The 16608-nt window shown below is 47.4% G+C and carries 18 protein-coding genes; 1 reads left to right on the top strand and 17 read right to left on the bottom strand.

What is annotated here, in order from left to right; translation table 11 throughout:
• Positions 1 to 157: 157 nt before the first annotated feature.
• From NX722_RS27715 to NX722_RS27705, 3 genes are all read right to left on the bottom strand, one after another.
• Positions 158 to 871 carry a hypothetical protein gene (locus NX722_RS27715; protein WP_262566041.1) on the bottom strand — a complete coding sequence of 238 codons (714 nt, stop codon included), beginning with the start codon at positions 869 to 871 and terminating at the stop codon, positions 158 to 160.
• Positions 872 to 1130: 259 nt separating this feature from the next.
• Positions 1131 to 1820 (bottom strand): SDR family oxidoreductase, encoded by a 690-nt coding sequence (locus NX722_RS27710; RefSeq protein WP_262566040.1) that lies wholly within the window; start codon positions 1818 to 1820, stop codon positions 1131 to 1133.
• Complete coding sequence (locus tag NX722_RS27705; RefSeq protein WP_262566039.1) at positions 1813 to 2820, bottom strand: adenosine deaminase; 1008 nt, start codon at positions 2818 to 2820, stop codon at positions 1813 to 1815. Before NX722_RS27705 ends, NX722_RS27710 begins: the two co-directional genes overlap by 8 nt.
• A 92-nt stretch (positions 2821 to 2912) precedes the next feature.
• Between NX722_RS27705 and NX722_RS27700 the strand changes: the two genes are divergently transcribed.
• On the top strand, positions 2913 to 3626 hold the full coding sequence (locus NX722_RS27700; protein WP_262566038.1) for a hypothetical protein: 714 nt from the start codon (positions 2913 to 2915) through the stop codon (positions 3624 to 3626).
• An 81-nt stretch (positions 3627 to 3707) separates the two neighbouring features.
• Here NX722_RS27700 and frdD read toward each other — a convergent pair whose 3' ends face one another.
• The 14 genes from frdD to NX722_RS27630 all read right to left on the bottom strand — a co-directional run bounded on the left by frdD (position 3708) and on the right by NX722_RS27630 (position 16520).
• Entirely contained in the window at positions 3708 to 4058 is a 351-nt protein-coding gene (gene frdD / locus NX722_RS27695) for a fumarate reductase subunit FrdD (protein ID WP_262566037.1), read from the bottom strand.
• 13 nt (positions 4059 to 4071) lie between these two features.
• Positions 4072 to 4458, bottom strand: coding sequence for a hypothetical protein (locus NX722_RS27690; protein ID WP_262566036.1), 387 nt, complete (start codon positions 4456 to 4458; stop codon positions 4072 to 4074).
• Positions 4458 to 5207, bottom strand: a complete 750-nt coding sequence (locus NX722_RS27685) for a succinate dehydrogenase/fumarate reductase iron-sulfur subunit (protein WP_262566035.1) — start codon at positions 5205 to 5207, stop codon at positions 4458 to 4460. The genes NX722_RS27690 and NX722_RS27685 overlap by 1 nt, the downstream gene beginning before the upstream one ends.
• A gap of 13 nt (positions 5208 to 5220) precedes the next feature.
• Positions 5221 to 7017, bottom strand: a complete 1797-nt coding sequence (frdA, locus tag NX722_RS27680; RefSeq protein ID WP_262566034.1) for a fumarate reductase (quinol) flavoprotein subunit — start codon at positions 7015 to 7017, stop codon at positions 5221 to 5223.
• Between the two features lie 550 nt (positions 7018 to 7567).
• Positions 7568 to 8230 (bottom strand): HrpE/YscL family type III secretion apparatus protein, encoded by a 663-nt coding sequence (locus NX722_RS27675; protein WP_262566033.1) that lies wholly within the window; start codon positions 8228 to 8230, stop codon positions 7568 to 7570.
• Positions 8209 to 8904: a Yop proteins translocation protein K gene (locus NX722_RS27670; RefSeq protein ID WP_262566032.1), complete on the bottom strand. Its 696-nt coding sequence runs from the start codon at positions 8902 to 8904 to the stop codon at positions 8209 to 8211. The genes NX722_RS27675 and NX722_RS27670 overlap by 22 nt, the downstream gene beginning before the upstream one ends.
• Positions 8901 to 9656, bottom strand: coding sequence for a type III secretion system inner membrane ring lipoprotein SctJ (sctJ, locus tag NX722_RS27665; RefSeq protein ID WP_262566031.1), 756 nt, complete (start codon positions 9654 to 9656; stop codon positions 8901 to 8903). Before sctJ ends, NX722_RS27670 begins: the two co-directional genes overlap by 4 nt.
• A gap of 102 nt (positions 9657 to 9758) precedes the next feature.
• The gene (locus NX722_RS27660) at positions 9759 to 10199 is read right to left on the bottom strand and encodes an EscI/YscI/HrpB family type III secretion system inner rod protein (protein ID WP_262566030.1); all 441 of its coding nucleotides are present in this window, start codon (positions 10197 to 10199) and stop codon (positions 9759 to 9761) included.
• Between the two features lie 76 nt (positions 10200 to 10275).
• Positions 10276 to 10650: a type III secretion system chaperone family protein gene (locus tag NX722_RS27655; RefSeq protein WP_262566029.1), complete on the bottom strand. Its 375-nt coding sequence runs from the start codon at positions 10648 to 10650 to the stop codon at positions 10276 to 10278.
• Positions 10651 to 10753: 103 nt separating this feature from the next.
• Entirely contained in the window at positions 10754 to 11953 is a 1200-nt protein-coding gene (locus tag NX722_RS27650) for a TyeA family type III secretion system gatekeeper subunit (protein ID WP_262566028.1), read from the bottom strand.
• A 58-nt stretch (positions 11954 to 12011) separates the two neighbouring features.
• Positions 12012 to 13547: a hypothetical protein gene (locus tag NX722_RS27645; protein WP_262566027.1), complete on the bottom strand. Its 1536-nt coding sequence runs from the start codon at positions 13545 to 13547 to the stop codon at positions 12012 to 12014.
• A gap of 27 nt (positions 13548 to 13574) precedes the next feature.
• Positions 13575 to 14777 (bottom strand): type III secretion system translocon subunit SctE, encoded by a 1203-nt coding sequence (gene sctE / locus NX722_RS27640; RefSeq protein WP_262566026.1) that lies wholly within the window; start codon positions 14775 to 14777, stop codon positions 13575 to 13577.
• Positions 14778 to 15120: 343 nt separating this feature from the next.
• The gene (locus tag NX722_RS27635; RefSeq protein WP_262566025.1) at positions 15121 to 15615 is read right to left on the bottom strand and encodes a SycD/LcrH family type III secretion system chaperone; all 495 of its coding nucleotides are present in this window, start codon (positions 15613 to 15615) and stop codon (positions 15121 to 15123) included.
• Positions 15616 to 15638: 23 nt separating this feature from the next.
• Complete coding sequence (locus tag NX722_RS27630; RefSeq protein ID WP_262566024.1) at positions 15639 to 16520, bottom strand: hypothetical protein; 882 nt, start codon at positions 16518 to 16520, stop codon at positions 15639 to 15641.
• Positions 16521 to 16608: the final 88 nt, after the last annotated feature.

Raw genomic sequence — 16608 nt, 5'->3', positions numbered from 1 at the left:
TGGTACTGGTCAATCGACTTACGGTTTGAATGACGACCGACCTTCCGTTCAGTCGTCTTTTTTTCTAAGCCAAATCCACCGTGAAAACCCCGACATTCAAATCAAGTGTCGTTTATGGCTTTTCAGGCATGAAAGATAGTGGCTTAAAAATAGCGGCTTAGAAATAGTGGCTTACACCAAACAGCAGCTCAGTGCCGTCAGATTTGATACCAGCGAGTTTTTTCTTGCCTTCATTCTTCCTGTAAGTCAGTTTCACATCCCACCAGGTTTTGGCATCTTCCGTTATAGGCGCACCCAGGGACACTTCCACCTTCTTAATGGTAACGTCCTTCAGTTTGGCGTACTCAGGCGCAATCATTGAGTACATGCCCTTCTCATTGAGATACAGGCTGGTAAACATAGTGAACTGGTAACCCCGGCTTTTCACCTTGTCGCCTTTTGGCCCCTTTTTAGTTTCAGTTTCCACGGCGGCAATGTTGGGATAGATGGATACCCATTCCCAAGGGGTTTCAACCTTGCCGATAACACCCAGTGCCGTGGTGGTGTCTTTCTTTTTGGCATGGCGGATGTAATCGATAGAAAAACCCATTTTGGACACAAGAGAATTGCCAGTGTCAAAAGTGGTGAACAACCTTCCGCGGGTGTTGGCAGTGCCTTTTTTATCAAACTCCTGCTCCAGCAAGCCAAGGTACTGTGATGTTTCACTGAACTGACCAGAAAGACCACCGGAAATTCGGCCAATGCCGGTTCGGGTTTTTCCATCAGCCTTGGTTTCACTGCCACCGCCCTGCACCCAGATAAAGGTTTGCGGACGGGTCAAATCTGCCGGATCAGGCTGATCAGCTTCATCAGCACTAACAGAGTGACTCATTAAGATTGCTGGAACAACGGCTGCCGCCAGAGCAGTCATTCGGAATTTATTCATTCGCACCTGATAATTTCTCCTGAAATAGAGCGCAAAAACTTGCCCCGGGTTTTCGGGTCAATAATTAATTTTTTTTGGGGAGGGCATTTTGCTATCAGGGCTCTATAAGGTCACCTCAAACTCTGTATATTTTTTGATACAGAGTTTAAGGTGCTTCATTAAATAGTAGAAATTTGGAAGATGCGGACAGATATTACTGTGTCAATTACCAGGGGATAATCGATCCGTCATAACTGAAAAACTGACCCGACTTGTCAATCGTCAGCTGTTCCATGACTTCGCGTAAACCACGAATAGATGTTTCAGTGTTAATCAAGGCATCAGGGCCGCCCATATCCGTCTGAACCCAGCCCGGATGGCAGAGGGCAACACTGATGCCCCTATCAGACAGATCAAGGGCAAGGCTTTTACCAGCAGCGTTCAGGGCAGCTTTAGAAGAACGATAGATATAGCGTCCACCGGAGGTGTTATCTTCAATACTGCCCATTTTGCTGGTCATCAGCAGGATTTTTCCATCAGTAGCCATCAGGTCAACCAGCTCCTGAACCACCAGCAAAGGAGCAACCGTGTTTATATGCAGAACCTTCATCCACTCCTGCTCATTAACCTCACCAAATGACTGCTGCTGACCATACACACCAGCATTGTTTATCAGCAGGTCAATACTTTGCCCTTGCAGGGTATGTTTCAGGTTGGTCAGCTGAGCAGCATTAGTGACATCCAGAGGCACAGCTTCAAGCCTGCCTGCAGCCTCCTGCTTCAGCTTGAGTAGCTCTTCCGCAGACTCCGGTGAACGACAGCAGGCGTAAACCTTATGACCTTCAGCCAGATACTGTTTACAAAATTCCAGTCCTAATCCTCGATTAGCACCGGTAATAACGACTGTTTTACTCATGCTGCTGAAACTCCTTAAAGGCGTTTTCAAGTTGTTGCAGATAGCCAGCCCTCTGCTCAGTACTGATAAAGCTGGCATTAAAACTGTTTTTTACTAACTGGTAGATTTCATCGTCGGTTAACGACAGTGCAGCCTGAACGGCCCGGTAGTTATCATTAACATAGCCACCAAAATAAGCCGGATCATCGGAATTGACCGTCACCAGCAGCCCTTTGTTTAACATAGATTTAAGATTGTGATCTTCAAGGTGGCTGAATACTTTTAATTTTTCATTCGACAAAGGGCAGACGGTTAAAGGAACCTGGTGTTCAGCCAGATAATTCACCAGCTGCTGATCATCCTCACACCGAACACCATGGTCAATGCGTTCAGCCCCAAGGCTTTTGATGGCTCCCCAGATATAATCTGCCGGGCCCTCTTCACCGGCGTGAGCGACGGCTTTTAAACCGTAATCCCTTGCCTTAGCAAATACCGCCCTGAATTTTTCCGGAGGATAACCAACTTCAGTAGAGTCCAACCCTACTCCAATAATCCAGTGGTGCCAGGGTTGGGACATTTCCAGGGTGTGCATAGCCGCTTCAGCACCTAAATGACGCAAAAAGCACATAATGACATGACTGGTAATGCCCAGCGTCTTTTCACCTTCCTGCAGCGCTGAGTGAATACCCTTGATGACCGTTTCAAAGTGAATACCACGATCAGTATGGGTTTGAGGATCAAAAAAGATTTCGGTATGGACGACATTGTCCTGCTGACAGCGCAGCAGATAGGCCCGGGTCAGATCATAAAAATCCTGTTCGGTTTGTAATACACCGGCACCGGCATAATAAATATCAAGAAACGATTGCAGGTCATTGAACTCATAGGCTCGACGAACGTCTTCGACACTGCGGTAGGGTAGCTGAACATTATTGCGGGCAGCCAGTTCAAACATCAACTCCGGCTCTAACGTTCCTTCAATATGCAAATGTAACTCAGCTTTGGGAAGCGCATGGATCATGGCAGAAGCTCCGTCAGATAAATCGGGCTATTATGTCAATAATGGAGTAATAATAAGTCTAATTATACCTTTACACACAGGGATTGAAGGTCATGTCAAAGATTGACGGCAACTCAGGTGTTACACCGCCCCAACAGCCCGTAAATATCAACCAGACCGAAAAGCCTGTTGGCACATTAGGCGACAAAACGGTTTCACCTCTCTCTCTTGATGAAAACCTGCAACAGGGGCTGCAATCTAAAGTTCACCCCGATACAGACCTTTCAGACCGCTCCATATCTCACCCGCCACTGAACAGGGAAACACTCAGTCTGCTTCGCAACCTGGTCAGGGAAAAGTCATGGGAAGGTGTGCGAGAAGCACTAAAACAACGGGTGAAAACACCTGAGCACTTTGAACAGCTGACCCGGATTGCGCCTAAGAACCTTCCTCCGGAAGCCCAGCAACTGGTCATTAATCGCTACGCCGATATTGCAACAGAGCAAATAGTAGGGCATCTGACCAACTTAAAGGGCAGTGCCCAGGAGCAGCTCGACAGTCTGAATTTATACTTCATTCTCCCCGACAGCCCTCACAATGCCGTAAAAACCGTCTGCCAGTCGATCAGCAACGACTTTATGCAGGCCAGCCAATTCGAACCCGAGCTGGGGCAATCGCTTACAAAGCAACTGGAAACCCGATCCTTCGGACAACTGCAACAGCATCTGGGCAAACTGGACAGGCAGGTTGCCATTGAAGGCAGCCCGGAACAGATAAAGAAAAATAACTGGCAGATTAATCAGAGAGGAATAGAGATCGACTCCTGATAGTTTTCATTCAACCAGAAAAAAGGGGAGGCAGATTGCAAAGTCTGCCTCCCCTTTTTTTATGTATCACTCAGCTATGTATCAGAACAGTACAGCGAATACCGTAGCAATGCTCAGTACCAGAGTACCGCCGTAGCACAGGATCTTCACACCAACACCAGGGTGCATACCCAGATCATGAGAACCGTGGTAGATACGGTGGATACAAGCCCAGTAAGACGGCACCAGCACCGCCAGCAGAGCCAGCTGACCAATCAGGTTGTTCAGGAAGAAACCGGACATACGCTCATAAGACAGCGCTTCAGCCGGAATCACACCCAGAGAAGACAGCAGAATAACCAGAATCATCGCCGGAAAAAACAGTGCGATGGTGGTACCGCCTGCGCCAAACAGGCTCCACAGCAGGGGTTCAATATGACGTTTCTGACTCATCTTATTTACTCCCTTAAACCATTGTCGCTGCAGCCAGGATCACAACAGAAATACCTGCCAGACCTGCATACATCAGCTTGTTAACAATAGGGTCAGCCACTTTCTTGCGAATGAACTGAGGCAGAACCCGGGGCGTCATGTCGAAGTAAGTCACTGCGTGGTACAGGGTCATGCCCAGAGTAACCACAGTAAACAGAATCATCAGCGGGTTAGCCTGTAAAGCCAACCAGCTACTCCATGCTTCAGCGCCTTCGCGTAACTGCAGGATACCCCAGAACAGGTTAACCGCGTACAGGGCATCGAACACACAGGATGCTTCACGCACCATGTAGTTACGATAGAACGGGTGATCCATAAACCAGGTACGCTTCATCGGGCGTACATAAGGGCGACGACTCATCACTTAGCTCCTTTGCGTGGCATCAGGAAGGACAGAGCCCAGTCCTGGGATCCTTGCAGCTTGTTCTGGTTGATAGCAGCAGCCGGGTCAACGTTCTTCGGGCAAACCTCTGAACAGTAACCAACAAAAGTACAGGACCAGACACCATTCTTGCCCTGTATCACTTCAGTACGCTGGTCGTAACCTTCGTCACGGGAGTCCAGGTTGTAACGGTGTCCCAGAGCGATAACCGCAGGGCCGGTGAACAGAGGGTTCAGACCCATCTGCGGACAGGCGGAGTAACACAGCATACAGTTGATGCACATGGAGAACTGCTTGTACAGGCCCAGCTGCTCAGGTGTCTGCTTGTTCACACCCTCTTCAACCGGCTTCTCCATCGCATTGATGATGTAAGGCTTAACGGATTCCAGCTTGTTGATAAAGTCTTCGGCGTCTACCACCAGGTCACGCTCGATGGGGAAGTTAGCCAGAGGCTCAACCTTAATAGCGTTCGGGTAGTAGTCACGCAGGAAGGTTTCACAACCCAGCTTTGGTCTGCCGTTGATGACCATACCGCAGCTACCGCATACCGCCATACGGCAGGACCAGCGGTAGGACAGGGAAGAGTCCAGTTCGTCCTTGATATACTCCAGCGCGTCCAGCATGGACCAGGCTTCAATATAAGGAATCTCAAAGGAGCCGTAGCCCGGCTTCTCATCGGTCTCCGGATTGTAACGGAGAATCTCGATCGTAATCGTCTTGTTGCTCATTAATCGATACTCCTTACTTCTCTTTACCCGCAGCGCTTTTCTCAGCCGCGCCCTTTTCAGCCGCAGCGCCATAAACACGCTCTTGTGGCTGATAGCGGGTGATATTCACTTCCTGATAATCCAGGCGTGGCTCAGCATCGCCATTGAAGTAAGTCAGGGTGTGCTTCAGGAAGTTCTCATCGTCACGAGTATCAAAATCATCAAGACGCACGTGCGCACCACGGGATTCCTTCCGGTTTACACCGCCTACAGCGATGCATTGTGCAACCGCCAGGGAGCTTTTCAGTTCGAAGGCTTGCAGCAGTTCGGTGTTAAACACCTTGCTCTTATCTTCGATCTTGACGTTCTTGAAGCGTTCGCGCAGTTCAGCCATCTTGTCAACGCCTTCCTGCATCTCGTCACCAAGACGATAGATGCCGAAGCATTTTTCCATGGTCTGAACCATTTCCTTACGGATGTGAGACAGCTTCTCAGTACCGTTGGCATTACGCAGGGACTCAATGTTGTCCAGATGTCCACGAGCCTGATCCAGCAGCTTCTTCTCGTCAGACATAGTAGCCTGTTTGGCAAAATCAGCCGCGTAGTCACCGGCCACCTTACCAAATACAACGGTTTCAGCCAGAGAGTTGGAGCCCAGGCGGTTAGCGCCGTGCATACCTACAGAAGCACACTCGCCAGCAGCGAACAGGCCCGGAATATCGCTTGCCGTGGTGATGTCGGTACGGATACCACCCATAGTGTAGTGGACAGCCGGACGAACAGGTACGGGTGACTTGACAGGGTCAACACCCACGTAGTTCTTGGCCAGGGAACAGATCAGCGGCAGACGATCCATCAGTTTTTTCTCACCCAGATGGGTCAGGTCCAGCATCACCGCGTCACCCAGCGGGGTTTTAACGGTGCGGCCCTTGCGCTGCTCCTGCCAGAATGCCTGGGACAGCTTGTCACGGGGGCCCAGTTCCATGTATTTGTTTTTGGGCTGACCAACCGGCGTTTCAGGCCCCAGACCGTAGTCCTGCAGGTAGCGGTAGCCGTCCTTGTTCAGCAGGATACCACCCTCACCGCGACACCCTTCGGTCATCAGTACGCCAGAGCCTGGCAAACCGGTTGGGTGGTACTGAACAAATTCCATATCACGCAGAGGTGCGCCAGCACGCAGAGCCATACCGTGACCATCGCCGGTAACAATTGCACCGTTGGTGTTAAAGCGGAATACACGACCGGAACCACCGGTAGCTAAAACAACGGACTTAGCCAAAAATACCTTGGGCTCACCTGTTTTTACTTCAATCGCAGTGACACCCTGGGCACGGCCATCTTCCATAATCAGGTCAGTGGCGAAGTATTCGTCGTAACGCTCAATAGATGGGAACTGAGTAGAGGTCTGGTACAGAGTGTGCAGCATGTGGAAGCCGGATTTGTCCGCTGCAAACCAGGTACGCTCGATTTTCATGCCACCGAAAGCACGGACGTTTACGTCACCGTCAGCCTTACGGGACCATGGGCAACCCCAGTGCTCCAGACGAATCATTTCGTCCGTAGAGTTTTGCACGAAATAGTCAACCACGTCCTGGTCACACAACCAGTCACCACCGGAAACTGTATCAACGAAGTGGTTTTCAAAAGAGTCGTGATCCTGGACTACGCCAGCCGATCCACCTTCTGCAGCCACAGTGTGACTTCGCATTGGGTAAACCTTGGAGATCAGAGCCACTTTCAGACCCGGATCTTTTTCCGCTACTGCAATGGCAGCTCGCAGACCGGCACCGCCAGCACCTACGATAACTACATCGGCCTTAATGACCTGCATTATGCCAACCTCTGTGAGAGTCCGGCGTACCCGAATCGCAAGCGATTCTGGTTCCGGACGGGTTTATTGAAAACTGCTGGAAAAGAATAAAACCTGAATGAGGATAACGGCTGTTTACAACCACTATTACCGTTCAGGCTTTTTGGGAAATTAACCAGGCTCATAATGCAAACAGCCTTCCTGACGTTTGGTGCCAGGTGCAAAACAGAATACTGAATGCCATTAGCCAAACTGACAGTATTTAGTTATGGTTGAATACTTCAACTTGGGACACTGAAGTTTTACGGAAACTGCAATAAACAGATCACCATTATAGCTGCGATAACAACCTCGTTTTTCCACTAGTGATGATCTTGATTTATACATACTGTCAATAATTAATTTGTTAGCGAAATGTAGAGATTTGTTAGGGAAAATACAATCACGAAATCCCTCAATTAAGTCCGTATTTGACGTAAAACCAGGGCAGGAACGAAGTCATTCAGAGGCGCAATAACATGAACAGAGGCGTCAATAGAAGCTCGTAACAAGTGCAACAGCATTAACAGTTTCAATCACGCCCCAAAAGGCTATCGTCATTACTGATACTCTTAACGGCAGAGCTATGGATTTTCTCAAAGCGCTTTTGCAGTGCAGCAATCTGCAAGTCAACACTGGCGTCAACGACACCGATTTCACTCTCCATAATACAGTCACCGGTTGAAAGACGCTGGTCGGCTACAAGGTCAATAAAGCCAACGCCTTTATATTCAGCAAGAATGTCGTTTACTTTAGCCTTGACCATCTTGAACTGGCTGGGAGGAATGCGAATAGTTACCTGTTTTTCATTCCGGACATGCTGCAGGGCGTTGCGAACCAGGTTAACAGCCAGTTCTTCCTGGTCAAATTCACCAATGATCTTTTTCACTCCGGACATAAGGATCTCGGCCAGTGCTGCTTCCACTTCCGCAAGATAGTTAATCGTGCGACTGACGACCTTCAGCATCTGGTCAGCCTGGTCGATCCTGCTTTCAGCCACACCGTCTTCATAGCCTTTTTGCTTTTCCTGTTCATAGGCGGCTTTGGCGGCTTCAACAATCTGCTCCGCTCTTTGCTCAGCCGACTGGATAATATCTTTTGCTTCCAGATAGCGAGCATAGTCCGTGGCTTTTAAAAGCCTGGCTGCCGGATCTATATGCAGCATTCCATCTGTCAGGACAATAGGAGACGCCATTCTTTATCCACCTCCCTGTAAGTCTTGACCAGTAAATTCACACAGTCGGTTTCAGACAGATTCACTGTTTTGGTATTCGTCAATGTGTCTTTGCATGACTGGGGTAGCTTTAGCTCCAGACGCTTTTTGAAAGAGAGCGGTGCCGGTGAAAAAGCCTTGCCAATGACCTGTAACCCACTGGTTTGCAGATACTGTTTGAAGCGTTGCAGATGATTCCAGTCAATCAACAGGCTTGGCCCCTGTTTGCTGGCAGCACGGCTGACAAATTGGGCTTTTTTAACCGCAAACCGATAGGCGTCAGTCCCCAGGCATCGTTCCAGAGCTACCCGTTCATCCCGGCGAACAGCATTTCGAATAACATCTTCGTTGAGAATAATGCCGATATAAATAGCCGTTTCTAAAAGCAAATCTGTCTTTGCCAGTACAATTCGTTTAGCAGGCTCCTCAAAATCGTAATCATAATCTTCGTGCAGGGAGAACTGGGTCAGAAGGTAATGGGAAAGGTGGAAATCGGCATTCCCCGCTTTTCGCAGCTGTGACACTAAAGGCGACAGTTTTACCGTTTTCAGCCAGGTCGAGTCGATATACCGGATAAGATAGAGGTTGAACTCAGCCACCCGCTGAAACAGATCCAGACTCTGTCGACCATCAATAAGCGGGTGAGAGGCATTCATTTAGCCCTACCTCCGGAATTAGCCGGAGTCCGCATATAAAACCACCAGTAAGCACCACCGGTCCCCCCCAGAATAAGAACGACCAGCCCAAGCAGGATAAAAATAATCATTGTGAAATTTGAGCCGGTTTTGTCGGGAGCCAGCAGATTGTCCTGATTGATACGAGTGGCCGGGAACAGGGAAACGGTAATTTTGTCCAGAGACAAACCTTCAATACTGTTTGAAACCAGCGTTTTCACTTTAGGTATAAAACCAGCCAGTTCCAGTTCTGGTGTATATTTTATGAAAACTGACGCTGAAGACGGATAGTTTACATCGCTCAGGGTGTCCTGTTCCTGTGGCAATACCACATGAACACGAGCTGTAATCACTCCATCAATCATCGACAGGGTGGATGACAGTTCCTGAGACATTGAGTAAGTGTAACGAGCCCGTTCCTCTGTCGGCGAAGAGATCAGGCCGTCTTTGGGGAAAATATCACCAATAGAGGAGTACTTTACTTTAGGGTAACCCAGGCTCTTGAGGAGTTTGATGGAATGGGATACTTCATCCGATCCAACCATCAGCGTAACCTGTTTGTCCTTGTCGAGTGTTTTCTCTGCAGCTATCCCACCATCAAGCAAAATAGCCAGCATTTCATTGCCTTCTTTCTCACTGAGACCGGAATAGAGTTCAACCTTACAAGCCGCAAGCAGTAAACTGAAAGAAATGACGCTCAGTATTCTGAGCCTGCGTTGTAAGTTGTATTTCATCAGGGAGCAACCTGCGGGTTACAATGTTCCAACTATTGCTTTTACACTGTCGTTTTTACGCTGTCGTTTTTACACTACAGCCTTCAAACCAGTGCGGAATGCTTACTGGTTCTTCAACAGCGTATCGAACGTTTGAGTACTCTTACTGACGATTTTACCGATGTAATCCTCAGTCACCATCAGGTTGGTCATCGCCATCTGAGTCTTAAACATCTGCTGCATATTCATGACCTCACCTTCCTGGGGTGGTGTCATGGCACTCTGGACATCAGCCCTTCCTGCCTCAACATGGTCTCTTAAGCCCTGCATACCCCGAAGGATTTTATCCCCCAGAGTTAATGCATCCCCATCAACCGGAGGTGTTTGTTCAACACCTTCTGCCAGAACATTTTGTCCGTTAGCATTTTTTCCCGGGTTTTGTGAGAGCAGTTCTCCAAACTTTTCTGCTGCTGAAGCATCGGCCTGATCGGGAGATGCTGCCGGTTCCAGGGATTCCAGAGCCTTTTCAGCCAGCTGACTGGAGTTGGTAATATTTTCGGCCATTTTCTGGACCTCTTGAGTCGCGGTAGTACTTCCCGTTCAGGTGATTCCAGTCAGTGACCAGACCACCAGCTTCAATTCAGACACTCCCAATTTTTTCAAATTGCTGGGTTAGTGTATCGATAGTCGTTTCAATATTAGGTCTGGAAAACTCCTCATTAGCCAGATAGATAAACAGCAAAAGCTCTTCATCACCTTTTAAGCCCACCTGCATTGGAAACTTCGACGCTTTCGTGTAATGACATTCTTTTAAGGCTCCAACCAGTAGCCCAAGGCTGTCATGAACCGGGATAGAGCGCACCAGATACATCAATACACCCTCTTCCTGCTGTTCAAGATACAGTTCCCCGCGATGCTCAAAATCAAGACTGAGTACACCACTCTCGCCAAAGCTGAGATTGTCAATTCCCATTCCTTTGCCAATATCGGCAATTACGTCATCTCGCCAGTCCATAGCATCGTTATCCCAAACTGTCTTTAATTAGCTTTTCTAGCACACCTGAACCCAGCGGGATTCACGATGCACCCTCATCCTTCCCTGACCTTTTGTATGGGGGCTAGTCTTCATGACGTCTTTTAACAGACGACAAGTCAATTGCAATTTCGGAAATAAAGCTCTCTGCTTCTTTCTGACTGTTTGCTATATCCTCTGTAGCCTCCATCTCAATCTTCGAGTCCAGCCCCTCAGAGGCAGCGGAGATAATGGCTTGTTTGGTATCGTCATTAGCAAAGACTTCTTCCGGAATCATTCTGACCATGGCAACCACTTTCGTCAGCGTAAATATCTGTGCGTCAAGCTGCTGAACATTCATGGCATCGGGTATCTTTTCAAAGTCTGCCTCAGTCACCCATTGCTGTTGAACCAGGTTGAGCAATTGCCGCATCAGAACATCTTCATTCAGTTCCGTTTCCGGATACGTTCTTACCAGCTGTTCTTCTGTTTCAATACAGCTATCGTGAATAGCCACCAGCTGTTTCAACTTACTCAGATCTTTGACAATGGCATCGAGATGTTCAGGAGGTGCTGATGGTTCCATGGAGGCCATTTCAGATGAAAGCAACTTCAATTGCATAAGAATGGCTTCTTCAATATCGTCAGTACCATAGTTTTCAGTAAGGAACTGGTGCAGTTTTTCCAGCGACTGGTCGTCACGAACATAAGACTGAACATTGCTGTCGTAGGCTTCCCGAATACCCCGCACATCACCAAAATGAGAAAATTCAGCAGCATCTTCCGAGATGTTAGCCGCAGCAGTGATCAGTGACTTATGCTCAGCCCTGATATCATCCCTGACTCCCCGTAACTGATCCGCTTTTTGTTTGTCACCCAGCTGTTCAAAGTAATCAGCCGCAATATCCAGGGCAGTGAACTGATCAACAGGATCATCCGAAAACTCTTCCAGCTTTTCACGAATTTGCTGGTTGGTAAGATTTTTTTGAGTCTGAAAGTTATTAAGAAGGTCTTTGACGCCCTGTACACCCTGAATGGTCTGGATTTTTTTGATGCGTTCGAGGATAGAAGCAGATAGCCCGCTACCTGTCTTGAATTTACGCTTATCAGACGTTTTGTTTTTAAATTGTCCTGCAATGAATGACATTTCCTCTGCAGCATCAGCAAATTTGGATGCAGCATTAGAGGTGGCAACCAGTCCTTCACCCTGCAGCTTGCCCTGAAGTCCCTGAGGGCTTTTACCGCCTTCAAGTTGCTTGGTGGGACCAGGGTGCTGAGTGAAATGTACACCACCGGTATCAATCATTTTCCTTCTCCCTGGAAACCAATAAGCCAGCCCCGGGGGGCTGGCTTATTAACTTTTACTAGACATTGACTTTTTTGAATGTCTCGTTATCGCTCCGGATAATTTCTTCCATTCTGCTTTGCGTGGATTTAACCATATCCTGCTGCAGCTGCATCCACTCACTCTCACTGGTTGCAACATTTTCATGAGTCTTCTGCAAGGCTTCTTCTTCTTTTTGCTCAGCCTGTTCCTGAGCAACCTGATATTGAAAGCCTGCCCCTGCTGTTTCACCAGTACTCCCCACCATGGTTCCGACAGCAGATGTTTTCTGTAACTGGGAGTTGGTTGCAGTGGATTGCATTTGAGACTTGGTATTAAGATCAGCGCCTTCCGGTGTATCCACTTTAGTGCTTTTTGCCGCACCGGCCATAGAGATACCGCCCGAAGCGATTTTCATGGAGCCGCCCACAGTGCCTGCTAACAGCGAATGAAAACCTGCTTTCCTTATGTCATCTGCCTGACTAAGGACTGATTCTTTGGCTGCGTCGTATGCAATAGCTCTCGACGCTCTGGCGATCTTGCGCCCAATGACACTCATTTCAAATAAAAGTTCGAGTACCAGAAAGATATCAGCCAGCGCTTTTACGATAGGATCACCCGGGTAGTGTCCATTTAACAGACTGGTTGCGGCTGATATAGCTTGTTTCAATTTATCTATTACCTGACTGCTGTCTTCCGCCAGGAGGCTCAGGTTTTGGAGTCCTGCCGGGTCAGCAAAAGCCTTAAGGATATTTACCTGTTCCTCACTAAGCCCGGAATTCAGCCAGTTTTCCAACTGCTGAGAGACTTCCTGTGACCTTCCCTGAAGCAAAGCCAGAAATCGCCCGGCTTGTTCCTGACTAAAGCCCAGGGCGCCCAGTTTTGCTCTATTGCCAACGGCCTGGTGCATGGAAGCCAGAGCATTGCCTTCATCATCAGGATCTGCCAGTGCCAACAAAGCATCAATCTGAGAATCACTGAACCCCATACTCTTGAGAGAGTCTTTTTTGCCTTGCAAAGCATGCGCCCCACCATGCATCGACTCAAGAGCGTTTTCAGCATCATCAGGGTTTGCCAACGACGTTAACGCATCCATCTGTCGCTCACTAAAGCCTAATGCAGCCAGTACTGATTTTTTGCCCTCCGCACTGGAAGTATTATTTCCACTGATCAGCTCAAGGAAACCAACAGTCTCTTTCATTGTTTCACTGTATTCCTTTAACTTAGCCATCTGCTCTTGGGAAAGTGTTCCTGCTTTAGCGTTTTGAACCAGTTCAAGAGTATTTTTCAGAGCTTTATCAGTGACCTCTCCCAGCTCACCTAAGCTGTTCCTGGCCTGCTCCATATGATTTGACTTTACATTACCTGGCTGATCAAGATCCGGCCTTCTGGTTTCCTGCCCCTTAAGCACATTCGATTCATCTGCTTTTTTACTGGTGCTGATATGCTGTCCGTCAAGGTTGCCGGAGCCGACCTTGTTTACATCTTCTACATTTTCATTCCCCTGTAACGCACTGGCTTGTGAAGCCACATCTACGTTAATGGGCGAAGTGACCTGCCCTGGTATATTTGACATAATCAATCTCCTTTAAAAACAAATTGCTCAAGCTTTTACGTTACGTGCAAGAGTAGATTTCGTTTCATGGTTAGCTTTAATGATGTTGGCAGCAACGCCATAGCCTGACTGAAGTTCATCTATAGCTCTTTGAATCCCTTCCATGGCATCATCAATCTGCTGTTGAATTCTCAACATGAACGCTTTTTCTTCCAATGCGTCTGCTTTAAGGTTTTCTGCCTGATAGCTGTAGGTGGAAGAAGCCGCCTGAGCGCTTCCGTCTCCCATCGTGGCAGCCCCCTGTATCGCCTGGGCAATCTTTTTAAGCTTATTCATCATTTCCGTCATTTTGGCTGTTGTTGTTGCAGCCGTGGAAGCCGTATTGGTAGCCGTTGCAGTTACGGACGCTCCGGTTGAAGCACCTGAGGTCGCAGCATTAGCAGCTACTTTAGAAGTCGTGGACGCTGCGTTGGCACTACCGCTTGCGGCACCTGCTGCACCCAGAGACAACACAATAGAAAGGCCCGTCCAGAAAGCCATTGCACCTATTTGTGCATCTTTACCGTCGCCAAAAATTTTCATCATAAAATTATTAGTTTCTGATGAAATAACCATTGTGGCTGTAAGCGCTAAAGCCGCAAACATCATACCTCCCGCGACTGCACCAACGCCTGTCGCCACCATTGCAACGGCTGCGACAGCCATCACAGCCATTGCAATAAAACCGAATATTTTTCCAAAGAAGCTGCTTTCCTTGGCTTTATTGGCTTTCTCGATGGCTTCTGCGATCTGGCTGATTCGCTTATCACTGGCTTCACTTCTATTCATCTGCCCCAGTCGAATAGTCTGCTCGTCAAACTTGATTCTTTCGTTTTGAAGCTGACTCTGAAGCTGGGTAACCATGGTTGTAGCAGTATCGATATCCAGAAAATCCTTATTGTTTAAAACGGATTGCGCTAATTTTGTTACATCAGCCTGAATTCCTTTTTTCAAATCATCAGGTATCTCTTCAATCGCTGAAAATCGAGTTAAGACATCTTCAAAAGCATTGTATAGTTTGTTGAGCTTTGGCTGACCATTGGCCGCAAACAGGTCTTTCATGCGCGCAGGGGCTGAGTGCATGGATGATAGAGAGTTATCTGGATCATCGGGGTCTGCAAGGGCTGTCATACCATCAATTTGAGCTTCGTTAAAACCCATTTTCTGCAACTCAGCCTTTTTACCCTGGAGGGTCGCAACCTGATTCGCCAATGGTTTTTTCTGGAACTGTTCAACGCTTTTACCCAGTGTTTCAGCTAACGGGGCACTCCCATCCTTCTCATACGTCTTTAAAGCTTCCGTTGTCGCTTTTTCTGACTCACCTTTCTCAGAAGGTTTGTCCAGATTCGGTTTAGGAATTTGGGAGGCTGGAGCAGCGTCTTTCTGATCCCCTTCAGTTCTGGAATAAGAGTTTTGCCCACTGAAACCTCTATCTACAGGTTTTTCAGCTTCCTGAACCTCGGTTTCTGCTGAAACCAAACCAGGCAGTTTCGTATGGTCTGTATTCCCTACAGAACTTGTATTAATTCCACCCATTGATACTACTCCCTGTAAATTATTCGCTGTCGTCAGAATCGCTTAAATTATCAAGCATTTCTGCGGCACGTTGTTTTTCATCATCATACTCTGATGACTCAGAAGCCCACTCAATAGCCGATTCATAAGACTGTCTGGCTTTTTCCTTATCTCCCATTGCCAGATGACAGTCCCCTATGTAAATCATTGGTCGGGGATCATGCTCATCCAATACCAGTGCAAAGGTAAAAATTTCAATCGCATTTTCAAATTGCTTTTGCATTTGCTGGCAAGCACCTAAACCTAAAAAGTACTTGCGATTAAAGTGGTCATAAAAGCAAAGAAACTGGAATACCTTCTGAGCTTCTTCGTATTTACCGCCCTGGTAGAGATTGTATGCAACACTGTAAATAGCCTCCATTGCATCCTCACTCATATTTTTCAGGTCTTTGAACGTCCCACCCTTGCCAAAGAACTCCATGAGCATGTCTTCCATTTCTTCACCAGGTATCTGGTCGATATTTTGATTATTCACGCGTCATTCCTCCTTGAATTAAATCAGCGTAGATTCTGTATTATTGTGCTTATTGACTGGTAGTACTTATTAATAAAGTTAGACAACATCTCGTATGACTGGTTGTATTTATTAATGGTTTGCTGCAGCTTAGTTGTTTCTAGTTGAGATTGAGTGGTCAGGGCTTCTATTTCTTTTTTCAGGCCTTGAATATTAACGTCCCATTGCGAAGAGTTATGATTATCACTTTTGTCATAAAACTCTGCTCCATAACTATTCCAGAACGATTTAAATTCAGCCGTAAATGTGGTCGTCCCGGTAGATCCTTTGTCAACTGCTTTAGCTTTTTCATTTTTTGCCTTAACCAGCCATTCATTCGCCACTTCTAACCGTTTGTTTTTTTCTTGTATAGACTCAATTTGTTCACGCAGTTGTTCCTGAATGATGTCAGCTCTGGCGGTTAACACTGACATAACCAGTGCATCCAGGCTGGGCTTGGAAAAATCGATTTTTTCACCCAGGGTGTAGGCATTTATCGTGGCTGCACCTGGTCCTATATAGTTGTCACCTTGCCAGTTTGAGGGGTTACTGACCTGATTCAACATTGAAACGGGTGTCTGAACATAAACTATTTGCTTAGCTGCTTCATTCAGTTCACCAGCGTATTTAAGGGCATTTAATGTCGATTTATCAACAGCATAAAAGTGTGTTGGTGTCAGAGAGTTACCCTGGTCATCGGGATCAGCCAGAGCCATCAGGGCTTCTATTTGGGAATCACTGAAACCTGAAGCCCTGAGAGAGCTTTTTTTACCTTCATTGATTGTGACGGGCGTCGTTCCTGTACCAGTGCCAGTTCCACCATCATTGGCAACTCCACCATTAACAACCCCACCATTGCCTGATCCATCTACCGACGCATCTGCCATCTGTTAAGAACTCCCTGTATTTTGTGCAAAGAATTAATTTTGCACATTACCTTTAATCTAGGTTACTCCTGCCATTCGACACTAAAAA

Origin of the sequence: Endozoicomonas gorgoniicola (assembly GCF_025562715.2) — a bacterium.
Taxonomy (GTDB): Bacteria; Pseudomonadota; Gammaproteobacteria; order Pseudomonadales; family Endozoicomonadaceae; genus Endozoicomonas_A; species Endozoicomonas_A gorgoniicola.
This window is presented reverse-complemented; position numbering and strand designations above follow the sequence as displayed.

Excerpts from the sequence above, each read along its gene's own strand:
- NX722_RS27715 (WP_262566041.1), bottom strand. The coding sequence starts at position 871 with ATGAGTCACTCTGTTAGTGCTGATGAAGCTGATCAGCCTGATCCGGCA.
- NX722_RS27710 (WP_262566040.1), bottom strand. The coding sequence starts at position 1,820 with ATGAGTAAAACAGTCGTTATTACCGGTGCTAATCGAGGATTAGGACTG.
- NX722_RS27705 (WP_262566039.1), bottom strand. The coding sequence starts at position 2,820 with ATGATCCATGCGCTTCCCAAAGCTGAGTTACATTTGCATATTGAAGGA.
- NX722_RS27700 (WP_262566038.1), top strand. The coding sequence starts at position 2,913 with ATGTCAAAGATTGACGGCAACTCAGGTGTTACACCGCCCCAACAGCCC.
- frdD (WP_262566037.1), bottom strand. The coding sequence starts at position 4,058 with ATGAGTCAGAAACGTCATATTGAACCCCTGCTGTGGAGCCTGTTTGGC.
- NX722_RS27690 (WP_262566036.1), bottom strand. The coding sequence starts at position 4,458 with ATGAGTCGTCGCCCTTATGTACGCCCGATGAAGCGTACCTGGTTTATG.
- NX722_RS27685 (WP_262566035.1), bottom strand. The coding sequence starts at position 5,207 with ATGAGCAACAAGACGATTACGATCGAGATTCTCCGTTACAATCCGGAG.
- frdA (WP_262566034.1), bottom strand. The coding sequence starts at position 7,017 with ATGCAGGTCATTAAGGCCGATGTAGTTATCGTAGGTGCTGGCGGTGCC.
- NX722_RS27675 (WP_262566033.1), bottom strand. The coding sequence starts at position 8,230 with ATGGCGTCTCCTATTGTCCTGACAGATGGAATGCTGCATATAGATCCG.
- NX722_RS27670 (WP_262566032.1), bottom strand. The coding sequence starts at position 8,904 with ATGAATGCCTCTCACCCGCTTATTGATGGTCGACAGAGTCTGGATCTG.
- sctJ (WP_262566031.1), bottom strand. The coding sequence starts at position 9,656 with ATGAAATACAACTTACAACGCAGGCTCAGAATACTGAGCGTCATTTCT.
- NX722_RS27660 (WP_262566030.1), bottom strand. The coding sequence starts at position 10,199 with ATGGCCGAAAATATTACCAACTCCAGTCAGCTGGCTGAAAAGGCTCTG.
- NX722_RS27655 (WP_262566029.1), bottom strand. The coding sequence starts at position 10,650 with ATGGACTGGCGAGATGACGTAATTGCCGATATTGGCAAAGGAATGGGA.
- NX722_RS27650 (WP_262566028.1), bottom strand. The coding sequence starts at position 11,953 with ATGATTGATACCGGTGGTGTACATTTCACTCAGCACCCTGGTCCCACC.
- NX722_RS27645 (WP_262566027.1), bottom strand. The coding sequence starts at position 13,547 with ATGTCAAATATACCAGGGCAGGTCACTTCGCCCATTAACGTAGATGTG.
- NX722_RS27630 (WP_262566024.1), bottom strand. The coding sequence starts at position 16,520 with ATGGCAGATGCGTCGGTAGATGGATCAGGCAATGGTGGGGTTGTTAAT.